Here is a 20,414-nt window from a genome sequence, read left to right as displayed (position 1 = left end):
TCTTACTTCACACCTTGACGCAAGTGGTCCGTACCTTTAGTTTCACCGGGCGACCCCACTCTCGTGCGTGCGCCCGTCCGTTCACCCGCTGAACACGGCCGGGGGTGCGCCACCCCCCACGAAAGGCCACCCCGTCATGGCCAGACCGAGGCCCCTGCCCGCATCCGCCGTCCTGGCGGTCACCGCTCTCACCCTGTCCACGGGTCTGCTCACCGCGTCGCCCGCCCAGGCCGCCACCGGCGCCATCACCGGCCTCGCCGGAAAGTGCCTCGACGTCGCCGGCGCCAACTCCGCGAACGGTACGGCCGTCCAGCTCTACGACTGCAACGGCACCGCCGCCCAGCAGTGGAGCGTCGGCGGTGACGGCACCGTCCGCGCCCTCGGCAAGTGCCTGGACGTGACCGGCAACTCGACCGCCGACGGCGCCACGGTGCAGTTGTGGACCTGCACCGGCGGCGCCAACCAGAAGTGGACGGTCACCGCCGCCCACGACATCGTCAACCCGCAGGCGAACAAGTGCCTGGACGTCACCGGCGACTCCTCCGCCAACGGCACCCGCGCACAGATCTGGAGCTGCACCGGCGGGGCCAACCAGAAGTGGACGGCTCCCGCCTCCGGCGGCGACAGCCCGGCCGCGCCGATGGCCGTGGCGCCGTACCTCTACAACGGCTGGGGCGACCCGCCGAACCCCAGCACCATCACCCAGGCCACCGGCGTGAAGTGGTTCACGCTCGCGTTCGTGCTCAGCAACGGCTACTGCGATCCGCAGTGGGACGGCAGCCGGCCGCTGACCGGCGGGGTGGACCAGCGGACCATCGACACCGTGCGTGGCAACGGCGGCGACGTCATCCCCTCCTTCGGCGGCTACAGCGGCAACAAGCTGGAGAGCTCCTGCTCCAGCGCGGGTGAACTCGCGTCCGCCTACCAGAAGGTGATCAACGCCTACGGTCTGAAGGCCATCGACATCGACATCGAGGCGGACGCCTACAGCAACCCCACGGTGCAACAGCGGACCGTGGACGCCCTGAAGACCGTCAAGGCGGACAACGCGGGTCTGAAGGTCTACATCACCATCGGCACCGGCCAGAGCGGGCCCGACACCAGCCTGATCAACCGGGCCGCCTCCTCCGGGCTGACCGTCGACGCCTGGGCCATCATGCCGTTCGACTTCGGGGGTGCCGGGCAGAACATGGGCAACCTCACCACCCGGGCTGCCGAGGGACTGAAGAACGCCCTCAAGAACGCCTACGGCTACACCGACGACCGGGCCTACCGGGACATGGGCATCTCGTCCATGAACGGAATCACCGACAACAACGAGACCGTCACCGTCAACGACTTCAGGACCATCCTCGCCTACGCCCAACAGCACCACCTCGCCCGCCTGACGTTCTGGTCCGCCAACCGCGACCGGCCCTGCACCGGCGGCAGCGCCGACAGCTGCTCCGGCGTCAACCAGTCCGACTGGGACTACACCCGCGTCTTCGCCGCCTACACCGGCTGAAACCACCCTGCCCGAAGGCGCCCTCATGAGAATGAGGGCGCCGGCTGTGCGTCCCGCCCCCACGTGGTCGTGGCCCGTTCGCCGTGCGCCTAAAATCGCGAGGGTGACGGCAGGAACACGTGACATCGAGAAGGCGGCCGGGGTACTGCGCGCCGGAGGGCTGGTGGCCCTCCCGACCGAGACCGTCTACGGTCTGGGCGCCGACGCCGAGAACCCCGCGGCAGTCTCCCGCATCTTCCACACGAAGGGACGTCCGCCCTCCCATCCGCTGATCGTCCACCTCAGCGGCGCCGGGCAGCTGGACGACTGGGTCGCGGACGTGCCGGAGACGGCCCGCCTGCTGGCCGAGCGCTTCTGGCCGGGGCCGCTCACGCTCGTCCTGCGGCGCGGTACCCGCGTTCCCCTCGAAGCGACCGGCGGGCTGGAGACCGTTGCCGTACGCGTGCCCGCCCACCCCGTCGCACTCGCACTGCTGTCGGCGTTCGGCGGCGGTGTCACGGCCCCGTCCGCCAACCGGTTCGGCTCGGTCAGCCCCACCACGGCACAGCACGTCCGCGCGGAACTCGGTGACGCCGTCGACTTCGTCCTCGACGGCGGCTCCTGCGAGGTGGGCGTCGAGTCGACCATCGTCGACGCCACCGGCGAGACGCCGGCCATCCTCCGGCCCGGCGGAGTGACGCGCGAGGACCTCGAAGCGGTGCTCGGGCGCACGCTCGCGGTCCCCTCCACGAGCCACGTCCGCGTGCCGGGCCAGCACCCGTCCCACTACGCGCCACGCGCGCGCGTGGTCCTCGTCGAACCCGGCAAGGTCGTCGCCGAAGCGCAACTCGCGCAGGAACTGGGGCACCGGGTGGGTGTCTTCCTGCCCGCCTCCCTCGCCGGTACGCCGGTGAAGGCGCACGCCGTGGTGACCGTCCCGGACTCGCTGGCCGCCTACGCGCGCGGGCTGTACGGCTACCTGCGCGAACTCGACCACGCCGGGTGTGACCTCATCATCGCCTCCCTGCCGGCCGAGGAGGGGCTGGGACTGGCGATCGCCAACCGCCTGCGCCGCGCCGCGGGTCCCCGGACCACCGTGTGAAGCGAACGCGGCGCGCACGGTCTGCGACGCTCGGCAGGGGGTAGGGAACCAGAGCCGGGGCGCTCGGCCGACCGGACCGGGACGGGACGGCGGCCGACCCTGGGGAAGGGGCGGTGTGGCCGTGGCAGTGGGAGAACGGGCCGAAGGCGTGGTGTGGGCGGTGGTCGCCGACGACGGTCAGGTGCTGCTGGTGGCGCGAGCCGGCGGATGGGGGCTGCCCTCGGGCACGCCGGAACCCGCCGAGACGGCCGGGGCGACCGCCGAGCGTGCTGTCTACGAGCTGACCGGCTACCTCGTGGACGGCTCCCAGCCGCTGCGGCCCGCGGACGACGGCCTGACGGTCGTGGTGTGTCCGCTGCTGACCGAGTCCCCGTCCGAGGGCGGGTCTCTCGCACCGGAGGAGATCCGCTGGGTCCCCTTCGCGGAGGCCGACGGCGCCGGCCTGCCCGGAGCCGCGCGGGACTACCTGCGGGGACACACGTCCGCGTGAGGAGCCGTGGGACGAGGGCCCGTCAGCGGTGTCGGCGGGTGTTGAGCCGGGCGGCCCGGCGGGTGAGATGGTCGCGTTCGGCGAGGTTGAGCGCCTGGTGGGCGGCCTCGGCGTAGAGCCGTGCCGCCGTCGCGAGGTCGCCGTCACGCTCGTGGAGGTAGGCCGCCACCGCGGTGTGGCGGGGCAGTGAGGGGTCCAGCTCGGCGAGTGCCGCGAGGCCGGCGCGCGGTCCGTCGGCCTCCCCCACGGCGACCGCGCGGTTGAGCCGGACGACGGGGCTGTCGGTGAGGCGTGCGAGCTCGTCGTACCACTCGACGATCTGCACCCAGTCGGTCTCCTCGGTGGCGGGTGCGTCGGCGTGGAGGGCGGCGATGGCGGCCTGGGCCTGGAACTCGCCCAGCCGGTCGCGGGCGAGGGCCGCCTGCAGGATGGCGACGCCCTCGGCGATCAGCGCGGTGTCCCACCGGCCGCGGTCCTGCTCGGCGAGCGGCACCAGGATGCCGTCGGGCGCCGTCCGGGCGGCCCGCCGGGCGTGGTGGAGCAGCATCAGGGCGAGCAGCCCGCCCACCTCGGGGTGGTCGATGCGGGCGGCGAGCTGCCGGGTGAGCCGAATGGCCTCGGCGGCGAGGTCGACGTCGCCGGAGTAGCCCTCGTTGAAGACCAGGTAGAGCACGCGCAGCACGGTGGAGACGTCACCGGGCCGGTCGAAGCGGAAGCCGGACACGGTCCGCTTCGCCCGGCTGATCCTCTGCGCCATGGTCGCCTCGGGTACGAGGTAGGCCTGGGCGATCTGCCGGGTGGTGAGCCCGCCCACGGCACGCAGCGTGAGCGCGACGGCGGACGACGGGGTGAGCGAGGGGTGGGCGCAGAGGAAGTAGAGCTGGAGCGTGTCGTCCACCGCGGGCGCGGGCCCGGGTGCCGGCTCCTCGTCGACGCGGTCCTCACGCCTGCGGCGGGCGGCGTCCGCCCGGGTCGCGTCGAGGAACCTGCGCCAGGCCACGGTGACCAGCCAGCCCTTGGCGTCGCGGGGCGGATCGGCAGGCCAGACGCGGACGGCCTCCACCAGGGCTTCCTGTACGGCGTCCTCGGCCGCCGCGAAGTCTGCTCCGCGGCGGACGAGGACGGCGAGCACGCTCGGGGTGAGGCTCCTGAGCAGGACCTCGTCCATCGGCGAGGTCACTCCGTGACGGCGCAGTGCTCGGCCATGAACGGGCGCACCTCGAGCCACTCGTGGATGGGCCTGCCACCGGCGCCGGGGGCGGCCGACAGTTCCCCTGCCAGTTCGAGGGCGCGTTCGTGGCTGTCGACGTCGATCACCATCCAGCCGGCGATGAGGTCCTTGGTCTCCGCGAAGGGCCCGTCGGTGACCGGCGGCCGGCCCTCACCGTCGTAGCGGACCCACGCTCCCTCGGGGGCGAGTGCCTGGCTGTCGACGTACTCGCCGGTCTTCTCCAGCCGGGCCGCGAAGTCGTTCATGTACCGGAGGTGTGCCGAGATCTCCTCGGGGCTCCACTGGTCCATCGGCACGTCGTTGACGGCGGCCGGGGCGCCGCGGTAGTGCTTCAGCAGCAGGTACTTGGCCATGACGGTTCTCCTCGGTGCTGGTGCGGCCCATTGTGGCCGCCTTCACCCCGGGGACGGAGCCGGACGCGGGTTCTCGACATGGTCGCCTGATTTTTTTTCGCGGGCCGGGGGGCGTCGCGGGATCACGAGGACGGCGCTGCCGGGGCCGCCGGGATCTTGATGCCGATGAGGCAGGTGTCGTCGTCCGTGTCGGACTTGCTGTAGGTGAGCAGGTGGTCAAGCCGCTCGCCCAGGGTGTCGACCGGGCGCTCGGCGGTGAGGAGGAGCTGGGCCAGGGACTCCTGCACGCCGGTGTCGCGCCGCTCGATCAGTCCGTCGGTGTACATCAGCAGGGTGTCGCCCGGCTGGAGCTGCGTCTCGCTCTCCTCGTACTCGGCGTCCGGCAGGGCGCCGAGCAGCAGGCCCCGGGTCAGGGGGAGTTTGGTCGCGCCTCCGGAGCGGACGAGGACGGGGGGCAGATGGCCGGCCCGGGCCCAGCGCAGGGTGCGGGTCCGGGGGTCGTACAGTCCGCACACCGCGGTGGCGGTGACCTGGTCGGTGAGGTGGTGGGCGACGTTGTTGAGCCAGGCCATGAGCTGGCCGGGGCCGGCGCCCGTCATGGCCAGACCGCGCAGCGCGTTGCGCAGGACGACCATGCCGGTGGCGGCGTCGATGCCGTGTCCGGCGACGTCCCCGACGCACAGCAGTACCTGGTCGGAGGGCAGGACGACGGCGTCGTACCAGTCGCCGCCGACGAGGGCCTCGGATTCGGCGGGCCGGTAGCGCACCGCGACCTGCAGGCCGGTGACTTCGAGCGGGCCGTGCGCCGGGGGCATGATGGCGTGCTGCAGCTGCAGGGCGAGGCGGTTGCGCTCGGCGGACTCCTGCTCGGTGTGGGCGAGCTGGTCGCGGGTGGCCGCCAGGGCCACCTCGGTCCAGTGCTGGGCGGAGATGTCCTGGTAGGCGCCCCTGATGAGGAGGAGCCGGCCGTCGGAGTCCGTCACGGGTTCGGCGGCGACGCGGATGTGCCGGGTGACGCCGTCGGAGCGCTGGAGCCGGAACGCGGCCGTGGCGGGACGGGTGTGGTGCAGGACGGTGCGCAGGAAGCGGCCGATGGCGACGGCGTCGTCCGGGTGGGCGTGCCCGGCCAGGTCGTGCAGGGCGAGCGGGCCGGCGGCGGGCGGGCGGCCGTAGAGGGTGAAGAGTTCGTTGTTCCAGGTGATCTCGCCGGTGGCGAGGTTCTCCTCGAAGCCGCCGATCTGGCCGAGCCGTTGGGCGTGCTGGAGGATGCTCGCCAGACGCACCGCCTGGTCCTCCGTGCGCCAGATCATCAGCAGTCCGCCGCCGTGGCGGCTGATGCTGATGTCGGCGACGGCCGTGAGCGGTACCTGGTCGACCTGGGTGGGCAGGGCCACGCGTCTGGCGCGGAACGGTTCTCCGGTGGCGTACGTCCGCTCCAGCTGGCCGTAGAGGTCGCTGCCGCCGACCGCCAGGGGGTAACTCTCCAGGACCAGGGTGCCGTTGAGGGCGCTGCGCGGGCGTCCGGCCGGGTCCTGGAAGCGGGTGTTGGTGTGGTAGATGCGGAAGTCGGTGAGCCGGCCGTCGGCGTCGAGGTGCGGGGTGAGGACGAGGGCGGGGTCGTAGAGCCCGTCGGAGAGGTCCGCGAGTTCGGCCGCGGCCGAGCCCTGGCCGAGCGAGCGGGCGGGGCCGCCCTCGCCGTCGGGGCGGTTCTCCAGGGTGTGGGCGCACAGCTCGGCGAGGGCTTCGAGCTGTCGCTGCACGGCGGGGGGCTGCTCGGTGAGCGGCTGGGGCCAGCAGATCTCCAGCACGCCGTAGATCCGGCCGCCGGTGCCGGCGCAGATGGCGACGCGGCCGCCGTCCGGGCACTGGGTCTGGCCGATGGAGGGCGCCTGCGCCGTCATGGAGGGGAGGTAGGCGGTGCAGCGGTCGGTGAGGGCCTGGCGGGCCACCGTGGCGACGCCGGGTGGTACGTAGCGCCAGCGGTCCGCCTCGTCGTCGCTGAAACCGGCGTGTCCGCTCAGGGTGAGGGAACCGTCCCGGCCCGCGCTCCACACGGCTACGGAGGTCGCGCCCAGGGGGGTCAGGGCGTGCTGGAGGAGGGATTCGGCGACGGCCTGGGTGTCGTCGGCGGCGAGGGCGGCGCTCTCCACGGCACGGAGCCGTACGGCGAGCGAGGCGTGGGTCCGGTCGTCCGTGTCGGCGCTGATGCGCTGTATGAACTGGGACGCCACCTGGGCCACGTGGTCGCGGGCGGCCTGGTTGATGATGTCGGCGGCCAGTTCCAGTTCGGACGTGCCGGAGCGCGCCGCGAGTTCGGCGAGCTGCCGTGCGGCCTGGGCCGGCCCGCAGTGCAGCCGCTCGATCATGACGCCCTTGGCCACTTCGAGCAGTGCCCGGCCGTCGGCGGCCGCGCGGGCGGCGTCCACCTCGGCGCGCAGCCGTTCCACGGTGGCGGCGAGCCGGCCGACGGCTGCGGCGTCCTGGGCGGCGCTCGTCTGCGGTACGTCGGTGGCCTGCGGCACGGCGGCCTGCGGCGGTACGGCGGTGGACTGCGGGGCGGCGTCGCCGTGTTCGGGGTCGTGGTGCGGGGTGGTCGCGCCGGGCTCGGGGTCGTGGTGCGGGGTGGTGGGCACGGTCGTCCTACCGCTCGCTCAGCCAGTGGCGGATGCCCGCCATGAGGTCGTCGGCGTCCACGGGCTTGGTGATGTAGTCGCTGGCGCCGGAGGCGAGGCTCTTGTCGCGGTCTCCGGGCATGGCCTTCGCGGTGACCGCGATGATCGGCAGGTCCGCGTAGCCGGGCATCCGGCGGATGTGGGCGGTCGCGGTGTAGCCGTCCATCTCGGGCATCATCACGTCCATCAGGATCAGATCGATCTCCGTGTGCGTGGCCAGGGTGTCGATGGCCTTGCGGCCGTCCTCGGCGTGCAGGACCCGGATGCCGTGCATCTCCAGGATGCCGCTGAGGGCGTACAGGTTGCGGGCGTCGTCGTCGACGACGAGTACCGTGCGGCCGTGCAGGGCGCCGTCGACCGTGTCCGGCGGCGGGTTCGCCTTCTCCGCGCGGACCAGCGGCACCACGTCGCCGGGCTGTTCGGCGGACAGGTGCAGGGCGATGCGCTCGCGCAGTTCGTCGAGGCTGGACAGCACCTCCAGCGGCCGGCCCGCCGCCCGGGACTGCAGGGCGTGTTCCTGCTCCGCGGTGAGCCGGCGGCTGTTGTGGGCGAGGACGGGGACGTTGCGCAGGGCCGCGTCGCCGTCGCTGGCGTCGAGGAAGGCCCAGGCCTGGTTGTCGTCCATGTCGACGTCGAGGACGACGCAGTGGAACGGGCCGGCCGCGAGGGCCGCCGCCGCTTCGGTGGCGCCGATGACCGTGCTCACCTCGTGCTGGGGGCGGCCGGGGGTCTCCGGGGTGTCGTGGAGGTTGCCGAGCGCGCTCTCGGCGACCAGCGACAGCAGGCCGCGCTGCCGGTGTTCGATGACCAGGAGCCGGCGTGCCGTCCGGGTGGGCACGTCTCCCGCGGTGAGGGACGGCCGGCTCTCGGACGGCAGCTCGGAGGCCGCCGCTGCCTGCGCGGCTCGGGGTGCGGGCGCCCCACTCTGCGCGACCTGGAGGAGGTCGGCGGACGCGGCCGGCAGGTACAGGGTGAAGGTGCTGCCTTCGCCCGGCGCGCTGCGGGCGGTGATGGCACCGCCCAGGAGGTGGGCGATCTCCCGGCTGATGGACAGGCCGAGGCCGGTGCCGCCGTACTTTCGGCTGGTGGTGCCGTCCGCCTGCTGGAAGGCGCCGAAGATGGACTCCAGCTGGTGCGCGGCGATGCCGATGCCGGTGTCCTTGACCCGGAAGGCCACCACCGGGCCGTCCCGGTGCACGGTGGCGGGGATCTCGCTGTCCCGGGCGGGCTCGATGCACAGCTCGACGCTGCCGCGCTCGGTGAACTTGATCGCGTTGGAGATCAGGTTCCGCAGCACCTGCCGCAGCCGGGCGTCGTCGGTGAGCAGGTCGGTGGGGACGCCGGCGGCCGAGGTGATGGCGAAGTCGAGGCTCTTCTGGGTGGTCACCGGGCGGAAGGTCGCCTCGATGTAGTCCAGGAGGGGGCGCAGGGCGATCCGTTCCGGGTTGATGTCCATCTTCCCGGCCTCGACCTTCGACAGGTCGAGGATGTCGTTGATCAGCTGCAGCAGGTCGGAGCCCGCCGAGTGGATGATGCCCGCGTACTCCACCTGCTTCGGGGTGAGGTTGCGGGAGGGGTTCTGCGCAAGGAGCTGGGCCAGGATCAGCAGGCTGTTGAGCGGGGTGCGCAGTTCGTGGCTCATGTTGGCCAGGAACTCCGACTTGTACGTCGACGCCAGCGACAGCTGGTGGGCGCGGTCCTCCAGTTCCTGCCGGGCCTGCTCGATCTGCAGGTTCTTGCCCTCGATGTCGCGGTTCTGTTCGGCGAGGAGCTTGGCCTTGTCCTCGAGTTCCGCGTTGGAGCGCTGCAGTTCGTCCTGCTGGACCTGCAACTCCGTGGAGCGGGCCTGGAGTTCCCCGGTCAGTCGCTGGGACTCCTCCAGCAGCTCGTCGGTGCGGGCGTTGGCGAGGATGGTGTTGACGTTGACGCCAAGGGTGTCCGTGAGCTGTTCGAGGAAGTCGCGGTGGATCGCGGTGAACGGGGTGAAGGAGGCCAGTTCCATGACGCCGAGGACCTGGTCCTCCACGAGCACGGGGAGCACGATCAGGGCGCCGGGAGTGGCCTTCCCCAGTCCGCTGGAGATGCCGATGTAGTCGCCGGGCACGCCTTCGGCCGTGATGACGCGGCGGCTGCGCGCGGCCTGTCCGACAAGTGACTCGCCCGGCTTGAACCGGTCGTGGCCGTCGATGCCGACGGGCCGGCCGTAGGAGCCGACGAGCCTGAGCTCGGTGCCGTCGGGCGTCTCCTCGGCGAGGTAGAAGGCGCCGTACTGCGCGGACACCAGGGGGGTGAGCTCGTCCATGACCAGTTCGGCGACCACGGCGAGATCACGGTGGCCCTGCATGAGGCCGGAGATGTGGGCGAGGCTGGTCTTGAGCCAGTCCTGTTCCTGGTTGGCCCGTGTGGTCTCCCGCAGGGAGCCGACCATGGCGTTGATGTTGTCCTTGAGTTCGGCGACCTCGCCGGACGCCTCCACGGTGATCGACCGGGTGAGGTCGCCCTCGGCGACGGCGCTGGCCACCTCGGCGATGGCACGGACCTGGCGGGTGAGGTTCCCGGCGAGTTCGTTGACGTTCTCCGTCAGCCGCTTCCAGGTGCCGGAGACGCCCTCGACCTCGGCCTGGCCGCCCAGCCGGCCCTCGCTGCCCACCTCGCGGGCGACCCGGGTGACCTCGGCGGCGAACGAGGACAGCTGGTCGACCATCGTGTTGATGGTCGTCTTCAGCTGGAGGATCTCGCCCTGCGCGTCGACGTCGATCTTCTTCGACAGGTCGCCGCCCGCCACGGCGGTCGTCACCTGTGCGATGTTGCGGACCTGGCCGGTGAGGTTGTTCGCCATCGAGTTGACGTTGTCGGTCAGGTCCTTCCAGGTGCCCGCGACGTTCGGCACCCGCGCCTGGCCGCCGAGCCGGCCCTCCGTGCCGACCTCGCGGGCGACCCTCGTGACCTCGTCGGCGAACGCGGACAGGGTGTCCACCATGGTGTTGATCACGTCGGCGAGGGCGGCGACCTCGCCCTCGGCCTCGATCGTGATCTTCTGCGACAGGTCGCCGCGGGCCACGGCGGTGGCCACCTGCGCGATGGAGCGCACCTGGCCGGTCAGGTTGGAGGCCATCACGTTGACGTTGTCGGTGAGGTCCTTCCAGGTGCCGGAGACTCCGCGCACCGTCGCCTGCCCGCCGAGGTTGCCCTCGGTGCCGACCTCGCGGGCGACGCGGGTGACCTCGTCGGCGAACGCGGAGAGCTGGTCGACCATCGTGTTGATGGTGTCCTTCAGCTGCAGGATCTCCCCGCGCGCGTCCACATCGATCTTCTGCGACAGATCACCCCGTGCCACGGCCGTGGCCACCTGCGCGATGGAGCGGACCTGGCCGGTCAGGTTGCCGGCCATGAAGTTCACGGAGTCCGTCAGGTCGCGCCAGGTCCCGGAGACTCCCTTGACGTCGGCCTGCCCGCCGAGCATGCCCTCGGTGCCGACCTCGCGGGCGACGCGGGTGACCTCGTCGGCGAACGCGGACAGCTGGTCGACCATCGTGTTGATGGTGTCCTTCAGCTGCAGGATCTCCCCGCGCGCGTCCACATCGATCTTCTGCGACAGGTCACCCCGGGCCACGGCGGTGGCCACCTGCGCGATGTCGCGGACCTGGGTGGTCAGGTTGCCGGCCATGGCGTTGACCGACTCGGTGAGGTCCGCCCACGTGCCGGACACGCCCGGCACCTTCGCCTGACCGCCGAGGGTGCCCTCGGTACCCACCTCACGGGCCACGCGCGTGACCTCCGAGGTGAACAGGGACAGCTGGTCGATCATGCCGTTGAACACGGTGGCGATCTCACCCATGAGACCGTCCGCCCCGTCCGGCAGCCGGGTGCCGAAGTCGCCGTCGCGCACCGCCGTCAGGCCGGCCAGCAACTGGCGCAACTCGGGCTCGCCCACCTTGCCGGCGGCCCGCGTCGACCTCACGCTGGGCCGCTGGCCCGACGCCTCGGTCATGACCAACCTCGTTCCGTCATCGATCGCCGGTCCAGCGGCGCTGGAGCCGGCCCAGTGGCCACCCCGCGCCGGGATCTTCACCACCGACGAAGACTTTTTACACAGGGAAACTATTTACTACGGCACCCAGTATGCGCGTGGCAAGTCGCGTCTCGCCGGGCACGGCTGTCCCGCGCGGTGCACATCCGGTCCGGCAGGGGTCGCGACCTGGGGCGATCCCGGGAAGTGGGCCGATCACGGGCGCCGGTACCCGTCGGTGGAGGGTGTTGATCCGGCCGCAGCCGGAATGTGCCTCCTCGGCGGCCCTTTCGCCGGGAGACGGACCTGGTTCTGGGCGGCGGCCCGAATTCCTTCAAGGATGTGTCCGCCCGGGCACACAATCTCCTCGTACGTCATTCATGTGCGGCGGGGTGGTGCGATCGAATGTGACAGGTACTCACCGCGAGACGCGATAAGGGGATATCCGGGAAAGGCGAATACTCCTCCGGGACGTCGATGGTGTCCCAGCGGGAATCCCGTGCCGTCTTCCGTGACGGCCGTGTGGTTGACTGTCCATGCCATGGGTTCGCGCGGAGTCCTCGCCGGGGCGGCCCGGCTCATGGGAAAGCGGCGCACGCAGCGGGAAAGGCCGTCGGAACACACGACGGACCATGGGTGATCTTTTCCGTCCGCTCGGATCGCTTGTAGCAGATTCGGAGTGTCTGAGCATGGGTGACAAGGCCCGCGGGCCGTACAGATCGCAGGAGGCCATCCGTACGCTGTGCGCGGCTGTCGAAGGCCTGGAGTCCCTGTGGGAAAGGGAACGGCACAGCGCCTCCCTGCCCGTCTCCGTCTCGCAACTGCGCGTCCTCTACGCGCTGGAGCGCACGCCCGAGGTCAGCCTGCGCGAGTTGGGCGAGGCACTCGACTCCGCGCCGTCCGCCCTGAGCCGCCTGTGTGCCCGCCTGGAGGCGATGGGGCTGGTCCGGCGGGCGCCCAGCGGCAGGAGCCGCAGGGAGATCGCGCTTCATCTGACCGGCGAGGCGAAGGCCTGTCTCCGGGAACTGCGCGCGGCACGGGAACAGGCCCTGGCCGCCGTGCTCGACGCGATGACTCCCGGCGCGCGGGACGCGCTGGTCGAAGGGGCCGGTGGCCTGCTGTCCGCCCTGGACGCGGCCGCCGACCGGGCCGCCGACGAGTCGGTGTCCCGCTCGGCCTGAGACGGCGGACACGTCATCCGGCGCCGGGTCGGGCCGCACCGGGCCGTCCGGCCCAGTCCAGGCACATCACCACCGCGTCGTCCTCCAGGGGCGAGTGCCCGAGGTGTCCTGACAGCGCTCTGAGGACCGCCCCCGGTACCTGGGCCGGCGGCAGCAGCCGGGTCGCCTTCATGGTGCGGGCCAGCTTCCGCTCCCCGTACGCCTCCCCTGCGGGCGTGGCGGCGGTGTAGACACCGTCGCTGGCGATCAGCAGCCGGTCACCGGGCGCCGCGTCCACCGTCTCGGTCTCGAAGGGCGTGTCCCCGAACATGCCGAGCGGAAGCTGCGGCTCCAGCTCCAGCCGCTCGACCTCGCCCGCCCGCATCCGCCACAGGCGGGGGGATCCGGCGTCCACGGCCTCCACCCGTCCGGTGGCCAGTTCGAACCGCAGCAGGAGTACGGCGGCGTGGGCGGTGCCCCGGTACTGCGCGAAGACCGCCTCGTCGGCGAGGGCCGCCTGATCGGCCAGTCCCAGCCCGGCCCGGCGGGCATTGCGTACGGCATTCACGACGAGACCGGTCAGCAGTGCGGCGTCCATTCCCCTTCCCATGCCGTTGATGACGGCCACGCTGAGGTGCTCCGGCGAAACGGACCAGTCGAAGCCGTCCCCGAAGACCGCGTATGCCGGTTCGAGGTGTGCTCCGAGGGCGAATTCGTCCCTCGCGCACGAGCGGGCCGGCAACAGCAGCCACTGCAATTCGGCGGCGAGTGTCAGGCGTTCGGCCCGGCGCTGCACTTCGTACTCGTCGGTCTCCCGTCCGGCCAGCACGATTTCCCGCCCGAGAGCGGTGGCAATGGCGTGGAGTTCGGCCTGTACCGCGGGAGAGTGGGAATGGCCGGGAACGCTCACGGACAGAACTCCCAGCCGGTCGCCGCGGACCGTCACCGGAAGATGGACCTCCCGTTCCTCCGGCCCGGACGACACGGTGTGCGGTCCCTGGGCGTCGAAAGCCCGGCCCTGCGGTGTGCCGTCGACGGAGAGCGGCTGCAGCACCAGCGGAGGCCGCTGGACCGGTTGCAGCGAGCGCATCCCGTAGTCCACCAGGCGGAGTTCCACCCCGCCGGCGCCATAGTGCTCACGCAGGCAGGCGGCCAGCACGTCCACGAGCCTGTCGGCAGCCGCGGCCTCCAGAGCACGTACTACGGCGACACTGCGATCCATCTCGTTCCCTACCGCCGCTCGACAGCACTGAACCCCAGCATGCGGGCACAGACCGGATCTTGCTCAGCCGGCCGCAGGATAGTCTGACGGGCCGCAGGATCATCGGTGCGGACGAGGGGTGGGCCGATGGGTGCGTCAATGCTCTACCAGGTGCTGGAACCGCTGCCGGACAGGCGGACGGCGCTGCGGTTCGCACGTCACCTGCTCGCCCGGTTCGGTGCCGGGGCGCCGGACCTGCCGTCCCTGGCCTTCGAGGACATCGCGACACGGGAACAGTTCCACCATGCCCGGCGGTACTTCACCTGCGGGGCGTTCTCCTGCTCGACGCGGGATCTCCAGGACTCGCGTGTCCAGGAGCTCTGGCGGACCCTGGGCCGCCTGGGCCTTCAGGACAGGTCCGACGGCTGGGTGGAGACGGAGCTGGAACCCGGACTGGGTTCCCTGTGGCCCTTGCCCGAGGGAGTGTCGTTCCAGCTGCTGCGGGGAAGGAGACCCGCCACTTTTCCCGTCCGTGACCCGGACGAGTGCACCGAGACGGAGATCGACGACACGGTCGCGGCTTGTGGCCCCCTGTCGATCGGCATCGGCTGGCTCTCGCCGCTGCGCGGCCTGCCCAGCGCCACACTCTGCGGTGTCCAACTGTGCCTCAACAGCAGATGGACGGTGCAGTGCGGTGAGCCCGATCCCGGCCGGCACGCCGTCTACCTGTCCATCGGCACACGAACCCGGGACGAGGCCGCGCAGGAGTGGCTCCGGGCCACAGGGCTCCGCCTCGGAAAGGCGCAGTCGGGATGGTAGAGCGACGGCCGAGCGACACGGAGCGCCGGAACGTCGGCATCCAGCTCCCGAAAGATCCTGGTGGGACTGGGACGTGGTCGCCTGGGACCCCGCCGAGTTCCGGCTGGCGGCCGGGCCCGACCTGTCCTACGCCCACGGCCTGGAGCTGGCCTTCGGCGACCCCGCGTTCGTCGGTTGCCCGGCGCGGTTCGCTCATCCGGTCTTCCACCCGCCGACGGCCGAGGAACGGCTGCGCGTCAGTCGTCGACTCGGTGAGGAGCCGCCCGTTCTCGTCGCCTTCGAGGCGGACGCGGGCGATCCGGAGCCCGTTTCCTGTCTGATCGCCGCCGAACGGATCGACGTCGTCCACGAGACCGTTCTGCGGTACTGGCGCCCGGACGCAGCCGAGGGACTGCGGTTCGCGCCATGGGTGCGGCCGCCGACGCCGTCCTGAGTGCCGGGATCAGCGGGCGTGGCCGTGCGCGGATGTCGCGTTGCGTGGCGCGGTGCCGCGGGCGGGTGCCTGGTCCGCGGGGTCCGGCGTCAGGCGGGCGTCTCGTCCAGTACTGTGCCGAGGTGGGCGAGGACGTGGGGCCAGCCGTGGCCCATGCCGTCGTGGGCCTGGCGGCCCATCGGGGAGTCCAGGTCGAAGCCGGTGTGGGTGAGGAAGAGGCGGGTGCCTCTGCCCTCGGGGACCAGCCGCCAGGTGATCGTCGTGTCGAGGGTGCCCTCGGCGAAGCGGTAGCTCAGCAGCCGCTCGGGCTCGACCTCGGTCACCTCGCACGGCTGCGGGCCCCAGGCCCCCATGTCCAGGGTGAAGCGGTGGCCCACCAGCGGCTTGACGTCTCCCGCCGCCCACCAGCGGGCGTGCAGCACGGGGTCGGTCAGCGCCGCCCAGACGGCCGACGGGGGGTGGGGCAGGAACTTCTCGCAGTTGATCTCATTGCTCGCGGTCACGGCGTGTCTTCCTCGTCCAGAAGGTCACCCAGCGCGTTCAGGCGCTGGTTCCAGTAGTGCTCGAACGGATGCAGCCACTCGCCGACCTCCGCCAGGCCGGCCGGGACCAGGTGGTAGAAGCGGTGCCGCCCGCGCGGCTCCTCGCGCACCAGCCCGGCGGCGCGCAGCACGGCCAGATGCTCGGAGACCGCCGGCCTGCCGAGCTCGAACAGCGCGGCCAGCTCACCCGTGGACCGCGGGCCCGCCCGCAGGTGGTCGAGCAGCTTGCGTCGCACGGGGTTGGCCAGAACGCCGAACACGTCAGTGGGCATGCGGCGAGATTACGTCGGGATGTTCCGACGCGTCAATCTTTTCCGAGCGATCTCATGCTCACTGTGCGCGTTCGGTCTTCGCGCTCGGTGCACGATCCACTGGTGTGGGCGAAGCACCGCCCGGTGTTATTCAATGAGGTGTGCGGTCCGGGTTTCGGGGCCCCGCCGCGCGGGTTCGGGTACGCCCCGGTGCTGTGCCGGGGTTGGCGAGCGAGCTGAGAGAGCCCATGGACTCCACCCCCTCCCCCTCGTCCTCGTCGCCGTTCGACATGGTCAGCAGCGCCCTGGGGCGCTACATCCCGCGGGTCGGAGCGGCGGGGGCCGTCGGCCCTGCCGCCATGGAGGGCGACCGCACCGGAGGCGGACCCGTTCCCGAGGACCCGGCGGACGATCGTCAGGAGCAGATCCTCGGCGCGGTCAACGTGGACCGGGATCTGCGGATCACCCACTGCAATCTGGACGCCCCCGTCTTCTCGGGGCTCGACGCCGTGCCGGGGAGCCCGTTCGTCGACCTCCTGCCCCCCGGGGACGTGCCGACGGTCACCCGGCGGCTGCGCCAGGTGCTGGAGACCGGTGAGGCACACGTCGCCCGGGTGCAGCGCCTGCGCCGCTCCGACGGGTCGGAGCTGGTGGTCTCGATGAGCATCCTGACCGCCGTGGCCCCCCAGGACGGCCTGACCGTCTCGGTGATCGCCATGGCCAGGCGGCTGCACCTGTACGCCGCCGAGACGGCGATCGGGACCTCACTGGACATCGGCGAGACGGCGCAGTCGCTCGCGGAGTCCCTGCTCGCCTGGGGGGACGTGGCCGCCGTGGACCTCGACTTCGCCGTATGGACGGGTGAGGGCGTCACCGAGCAGGCGCAGGGACGCATTCGGCTGCGGCGCGCGGCGCTGGTGCCGGACCGCGCGTGGCCCGAGGGGTACGTGACGCCGGGAGACGACCTTCCCGGTGACGCCAGCCGGCTGCTGTCCCAGGCGGTACGGCGGGACGACGCCCCGCAGGCCATCGTCATACCCGACCGGAAGGCAGTCGAGCGGGTGCTCGGCAGTCCGCGCCTGGTCCGTGCCCTGGTGCCCGGTGACCGGTCGGCGGGTGTGGCGTGCATTCCGCTGGTCCTGGACGGCGTACCGCCCGTCGTCCTGGGCGTGGCCGAGGTCTGGCGGCGGGCGGACTGGCCCTTCCACGACAGCGAGCTGTTCGACCTCCAGGAACTGGTGGCCAGGACCTCCCACCACGTCGACCTGGCGCGCCAGCACCAGCGGGAGCACACGCAGGTACTGGCGTTGCAGCGCCGCCTGCTGCCGCGCACCGGCGGGGACACGATCCAGATCGCCAGCGTCTACCAGCCCGCCACCCCCGACAGCGCGGGCGTCGGCGGGGACTGGGTGAACAGCTTTCCGCTGCCGGACGGCCGTACCGCCCTGGTGGTCGGGGATGTCGTGGGGCACGGTCTGGGGGCCGCGGCGACCATGGGACAGCTGAGCATGGAGGCCCGTGCGCTGCTGTCCGCCGGACTGGCGCCCGACGAGGTGCTGGAGCACCTGGACGAGACGGTGTCACTGCTGGACGACGCGGAGTCCGGGCTCGCGGCCGGGTACAGCGCCCTCGGATCGACCTGCTGCATCGCCGTCTACGACCCGGTCAGCCATCGCGTGTCGCTGTCCAGCGCCGGCCACCTGCCGCCGGTGCTGGTGGATCCGGACGGGCGCGCCGGCCCGCTCGCGGTCCGGCCCCATCCCGGCCTGGGCGCCGAGTTCGCGCTGCGGGAGCCGTTCGGCGTGCACACGTTCGCCGCTCCCCCGGGCTCCCTGCTCGCCCTGTACACCGACGGGCTGGTGGAGGATCCCGCCGTGCCGATCGACGAGGGCATCGACAGGCTGGCGGACGCCGTGGCGGCGGTGCACCCCTGGGACACCCTGCCGCAGGCGGCGCGGCGCGTGGTCGCCGCGCTGGCCCCGGTGCGTCAGCGTGACGATGTCACGCTGCTGCTCGCGCGCACGATCGGCTACCGCAAGGGGGACACGGCGACGTGGCGGCTGCCCGCACGCGACGACGCGGCGGACCGGGCCCGCACCCTGGTCGCCGCGCTGCTTCGGCGCTGGCACACCCGCGACGACACCCGGGACAGCGTGCTGCTGCTGGTCAGCGAGTTGGTGACCAACGCGGTCCGCTTCGCCGAAGGGCCCATCACGGTACGGCTGATCCGGTCCGGCCATGGACTGCTGTGCGAGGTCGCCGACACGGGCAACGGCAGACCGCGCCTGGGCCGGGGCGGGCTCCTCGACGACCACGGCCGTGGTCTGCACGTGGTCCACCGGCTCACCACCCGCTGGGGAGTGCGGTGGACGGACACCGGAAAGGTGGTCTGGGCGGAAATCGCGAGGTGAGGGGGGCCGGGGCGTCAGGAGACCGGCGCCCATCGCCGCCGGTGGTCCGACGGCAAGGAGGCGGTGCCCGTGCTGGTGCCGTCGCGCCGCCGCCGGGTGCGGGGGGCGGCACCGATTCACGGGCGGCCCGTCCCCGCTGCCCCGGATGTCACGCAGGCGTCACAGCCACTCCCCTTCCAGGGCGGTCGCGGTGAGGCCCGGGGCCGCGGCGTACAGGACGGCACGGCTGCCCGGCTTCTGCCCGGCGTCGTAGGCCCTGCGCATGATGTCGAACACGGCGGCGCCGCCACGGTTCCCGGTGGTGTAGCTGGCCCGGCTGTAGTCCAGGAGTCCGGCCGGCCAGCCCTCGGGCATGGTCTGCTCCATGTACTCCAGCACCTTGGTCCCGCCGGGGTGCGCGAGCAGCACGTCGGGGTGCCAGGAGCCGGGGTCCTCCTGGTAGCGGACGCGGAGCCACTCCCACATCGCGGTGACCGTCTGCTGTACGGCGCGCGGCCCGCGCCGGTCCATCACGAAGTGGGTGCCGTCCGCCCGCGTCTCCAGACGATGCAGGTCCTGGGTGCCGGGCAGGGTGTGGTTCCAGGAGGCGTCCAGTCGCAGCATGGACTCGGGGCGCGGGCGGCCGGTGACCACGGTGGCGACGGCGGTGTCCGCGAACAGCAGCCGGACGATCAGGGACTCCAGGGTGTCGTCCCCGGGCTGGTAGGTCGTGCTCAGCGCCTCCGAGATCACGACCAGGACCACGCGGTCCGGGTCGGCGGCCACGAGGTCCGCCGCCAGCGCGAGGGAGCGGGTGCCGGCGATGCAGGCCCACTGCGTGGCCGGCAGCATCAGCACGTCGTCGCGCAGCGGGAGCCTGTTGGCCAGGGCGACGTCCAGACCCGGCAGGGCCGGCGTGGTGGAGTTGCTGGTGATGACGCAGTCGACGTCCGACGCGTCCAGTCCGGCGATCTGCAGGGCGCCGCGCGCCGCGCGCTCCCCGTAGGACTGCACGGCCTCCCAGGCGGGCGCGGTGCGTTCCTGGACGGTCTGCGGCGCGGGCACCGCCTCCAGGGCGGCGATCGCGCGGTCCACGTCCTCGCCGGCGAAGCCGTCACGGACCAGCGCCTCCCGGGCCGCCTCCAGGTCCCCGGCCGGCAGGCCCTTGCCGGGTGCGACGGCGGTCTCCAGCGGCAGCATCCAGCCGCGGGTCTCGATGCCCGTGCTGGCCGCTATGCCGTCGATCCGCGGCGCCCACGCCGCTTCCGGGTGCCGGCCGCGCACCTCCGCCACGATCTGGCTGGTCTCCACGGCGTGCTCGCCGTGTATCACGGCAGGAGGGCAGAGGTAAGCGGCCATCAGGGGGCACCTTTCTGAGGGGTACGCGGGGGAACGCCACGAGTGCTGTGTCATGGGTCACTTCGGCACGGGACGCCCAAGTCGATGCCGATGCGCTCCACTTCGGGCGCCGGCATCCGTATCGAGCATGGACGCTAAAGGGACATTTCCGCTGTGACACAGGCAACTCGGGCGCATTTTGGCGTGGTGACACGGCACACACCGCCGCGGGGGCCGCGGTGCACCGAAGTGCCGTACGCCACTACTGACGTGACGTCAGCCAGAGGGCCGTCGTCGGCGTCGCTCGATTTCGCCGGACCCGGCATCAGCGGCGGGTTACTGTACGAGCACGCCGCGTTGCCCACGGCCCCGCCGAGGAGGAAACTGTGCCATCGCCCTGCGACCCCCAGCACGCGCCCGCCGGCGATGTGGGCGCGGCCCTCATGATGATCGACTCCCGGCTCAAGGCCGTCTACGACGACAACGTCGGCACCGACGCCGAACAGCGGGCGCTGACGGCGCAGTTCGCCGCGTCCTTGGGTCCGAGCGGGCTCGATGACCTGGTGGACGGCGCCTGCACGCTCATCTACATGTTCATGCGGTGGCTGGAGATGGCCTACGAGGACCACGACAAGGACGTCATCGAGTGCGTGGTGCCCAGCCTGGTGGCCACGCTGCGCATGATGCCGAAGAGCGTCCGCCCCGAGGCCATCCCCACCATGGCCGGTCTGGTCGTCGCCGCGGGGACGGGCCTGAGCCCCAGCCTGTGGCGCAAGCGGGTGGGGAGCTGGACCAAGGACGAGATGAACCCCCTGGAGGCCACCGCCTTCCTGCTCGCGGAGCACATCAACCGGCTCACCGACGACCGGGACTTCGCCACCCGCATGATCATCGAAGCGCTGTCGGGTGCGGACGAGGAGTGACGCGTCGGCGTCGCGAC

16 protein-coding genes are annotated in these 20,414 nt (G+C 72.0%); 8 read left to right on the top strand and 8 right to left on the bottom strand.

Going from position 1 to position 20,414, the window contains the following annotated elements; translation table 11 throughout:
• Positions 1-136 precede the first annotated feature (136 nt).
• From DBP14_RS33975 to DBP14_RS33965, 3 genes are all read left to right on the top strand, one after another.
• Complete coding sequence (locus DBP14_RS33975) at positions 137-1,504, top strand: chitinase (RefSeq protein ID WP_129311460.1); 1,368 nt, start codon at positions 137-139, stop codon at positions 1,502-1,504.
• 103 nt (positions 1,505-1,607) lie between these two features.
• Positions 1,608-2,585: an L-threonylcarbamoyladenylate synthase gene (locus DBP14_RS33970; protein WP_241741114.1), complete on the top strand. Its 978-nt coding sequence runs from the start codon at positions 1,608-1,610 to the stop codon at positions 2,583-2,585.
• A 121-nt stretch (positions 2,586-2,706) separates the two neighbouring features.
• The gene (locus tag DBP14_RS33965; RefSeq protein ID WP_129311458.1) at positions 2,707-3,075 is read left to right on the top strand and encodes an NUDIX domain-containing protein; all 369 of its coding nucleotides are present in this window, start codon (positions 2,707-2,709) and stop codon (positions 3,073-3,075) included.
• A gap of 22 nt (positions 3,076-3,097) precedes the next feature.
• Here DBP14_RS33965 and DBP14_RS33960 read toward each other — a convergent pair whose 3' ends face one another.
• The 4 genes from DBP14_RS33960 to DBP14_RS33945 all read right to left on the bottom strand — a co-directional run bounded on the left by DBP14_RS33960 (position 3,098) and on the right by DBP14_RS33945 (position 11,322).
• Positions 3,098-4,243 carry a DUF6596 domain-containing protein gene (locus tag DBP14_RS33960; RefSeq protein WP_129311457.1) on the bottom strand — a complete coding sequence of 382 codons (1,146 nt, stop codon included), beginning with the start codon at positions 4,241-4,243 and terminating at the stop codon, positions 3,098-3,100.
• A gap of 8 nt (positions 4,244-4,251) precedes the next feature.
• Positions 4,252-4,659, bottom strand: a complete 408-nt coding sequence (locus DBP14_RS33955) for a YciI family protein (RefSeq protein ID WP_129311456.1) — start codon at positions 4,657-4,659, stop codon at positions 4,252-4,254.
• Positions 4,660-4,781: 122 nt separating this feature from the next.
• Positions 4,782-7,181: a SpoIIE family protein phosphatase gene (locus tag DBP14_RS33950; RefSeq protein WP_129312229.1), complete on the bottom strand. Its 2,400-nt coding sequence runs from the start codon at positions 7,179-7,181 to the stop codon at positions 4,782-4,784.
• Positions 7,182-7,299: 118 nt separating this feature from the next.
• Positions 7,300-11,322 carry a HAMP domain-containing protein gene (locus DBP14_RS33945; RefSeq protein WP_129311455.1) on the bottom strand — a complete coding sequence of 1,341 codons (4,023 nt, stop codon included), beginning with the start codon at positions 11,320-11,322 and terminating at the stop codon, positions 7,300-7,302.
• A 707-nt stretch (positions 11,323-12,029) separates the two neighbouring features.
• Here DBP14_RS33945 and DBP14_RS33940 point away from each other — a divergent pair.
• On the top strand, positions 12,030-12,521 hold the full coding sequence (locus DBP14_RS33940; protein WP_164992464.1) for a MarR family transcriptional regulator: 492 nt from the start codon (positions 12,030-12,032) through the stop codon (positions 12,519-12,521).
• Between the two features lie 13 nt (positions 12,522-12,534).
• Here DBP14_RS33940 and DBP14_RS33935 read toward each other — a convergent pair whose 3' ends face one another.
• The gene (locus DBP14_RS33935; protein WP_129311453.1) at positions 12,535-13,722 is read right to left on the bottom strand and encodes a PP2C family protein-serine/threonine phosphatase; all 1,188 of its coding nucleotides are present in this window, start codon (positions 13,720-13,722) and stop codon (positions 12,535-12,537) included.
• A 126-nt stretch (positions 13,723-13,848) separates the two neighbouring features.
• Here DBP14_RS33935 and DBP14_RS33930 point away from each other — a divergent pair, with 126 nt between their 5' ends.
• A complete protein-coding gene (locus DBP14_RS33930) occupies positions 13,849-14,520 on the top strand; it encodes a hypothetical protein (RefSeq protein WP_129311452.1) in 672 nt (223 codons plus the stop codon).
• Between the two features lie 73 nt (positions 14,521-14,593).
• Positions 14,594-14,953 carry a hypothetical protein gene (locus DBP14_RS33925; RefSeq protein ID WP_129311451.1) on the top strand — a complete coding sequence of 120 codons (360 nt, stop codon included), beginning with the start codon at positions 14,594-14,596 and terminating at the stop codon, positions 14,951-14,953.
• An 89-nt stretch (positions 14,954-15,042) separates the two neighbouring features.
• Here the strand turns inward: DBP14_RS33925 and DBP14_RS33920 are convergent, their stop codons facing one another.
• Together DBP14_RS33920 and DBP14_RS33915 are read right to left on the bottom strand one after the other, a co-directional pair.
• On the bottom strand, positions 15,043-15,456 hold the full coding sequence (locus DBP14_RS33920) for an SRPBCC domain-containing protein (protein WP_129311450.1): 414 nt from the start codon (positions 15,454-15,456) through the stop codon (positions 15,043-15,045).
• Positions 15,453-15,767 carry a metalloregulator ArsR/SmtB family transcription factor gene (locus DBP14_RS33915; protein ID WP_129311449.1) on the bottom strand — a complete coding sequence of 105 codons (315 nt, stop codon included), beginning with the start codon at positions 15,765-15,767 and terminating at the stop codon, positions 15,453-15,455. Before DBP14_RS33915 ends, DBP14_RS33920 begins: the two co-directional genes overlap by 4 nt.
• A 227-nt stretch (positions 15,768-15,994) precedes the next feature.
• Between DBP14_RS33915 and DBP14_RS33910 the strand changes: the two genes are divergently transcribed.
• On the top strand, positions 15,995-18,157 hold the full coding sequence (locus DBP14_RS33910; RefSeq protein ID WP_129311448.1) for a SpoIIE family protein phosphatase: 2,163 nt from the start codon (positions 15,995-15,997) through the stop codon (positions 18,155-18,157).
• Positions 18,158-18,316: 159 nt separating this feature from the next.
• On the opposite strand, the gene DBP14_RS33905 is transcribed toward DBP14_RS33910, so the two are convergent.
• A complete protein-coding gene (locus DBP14_RS33905) occupies positions 18,317-19,495 on the bottom strand; it encodes a type III polyketide synthase (protein WP_129311447.1) in 1,179 nt (392 codons plus the stop codon).
• Between the two features lie 365 nt (positions 19,496-19,860).
• Here DBP14_RS33905 and DBP14_RS33900 point away from each other — a divergent pair, with 365 nt between their 5' ends.
• On the top strand, positions 19,861-20,397 hold the full coding sequence (locus DBP14_RS33900) for a hypothetical protein (RefSeq protein ID WP_129311446.1): 537 nt from the start codon (positions 19,861-19,863) through the stop codon (positions 20,395-20,397).
• The last annotated feature ends 17 nt before the right edge of the window (positions 20,398-20,414 follow it).

Origin of the sequence: Streptomyces sp. L2, assembly GCF_004124325.1 — a bacterium.
Classification (GTDB): domain Bacteria; phylum Actinomycetota; class Actinomycetes; order Streptomycetales; family Streptomycetaceae; genus Streptomyces.
The sequence above is the reverse complement of the archived record's forward strand: the minus strand, read 5'-3'. Positions and strand labels throughout refer to the sequence as shown.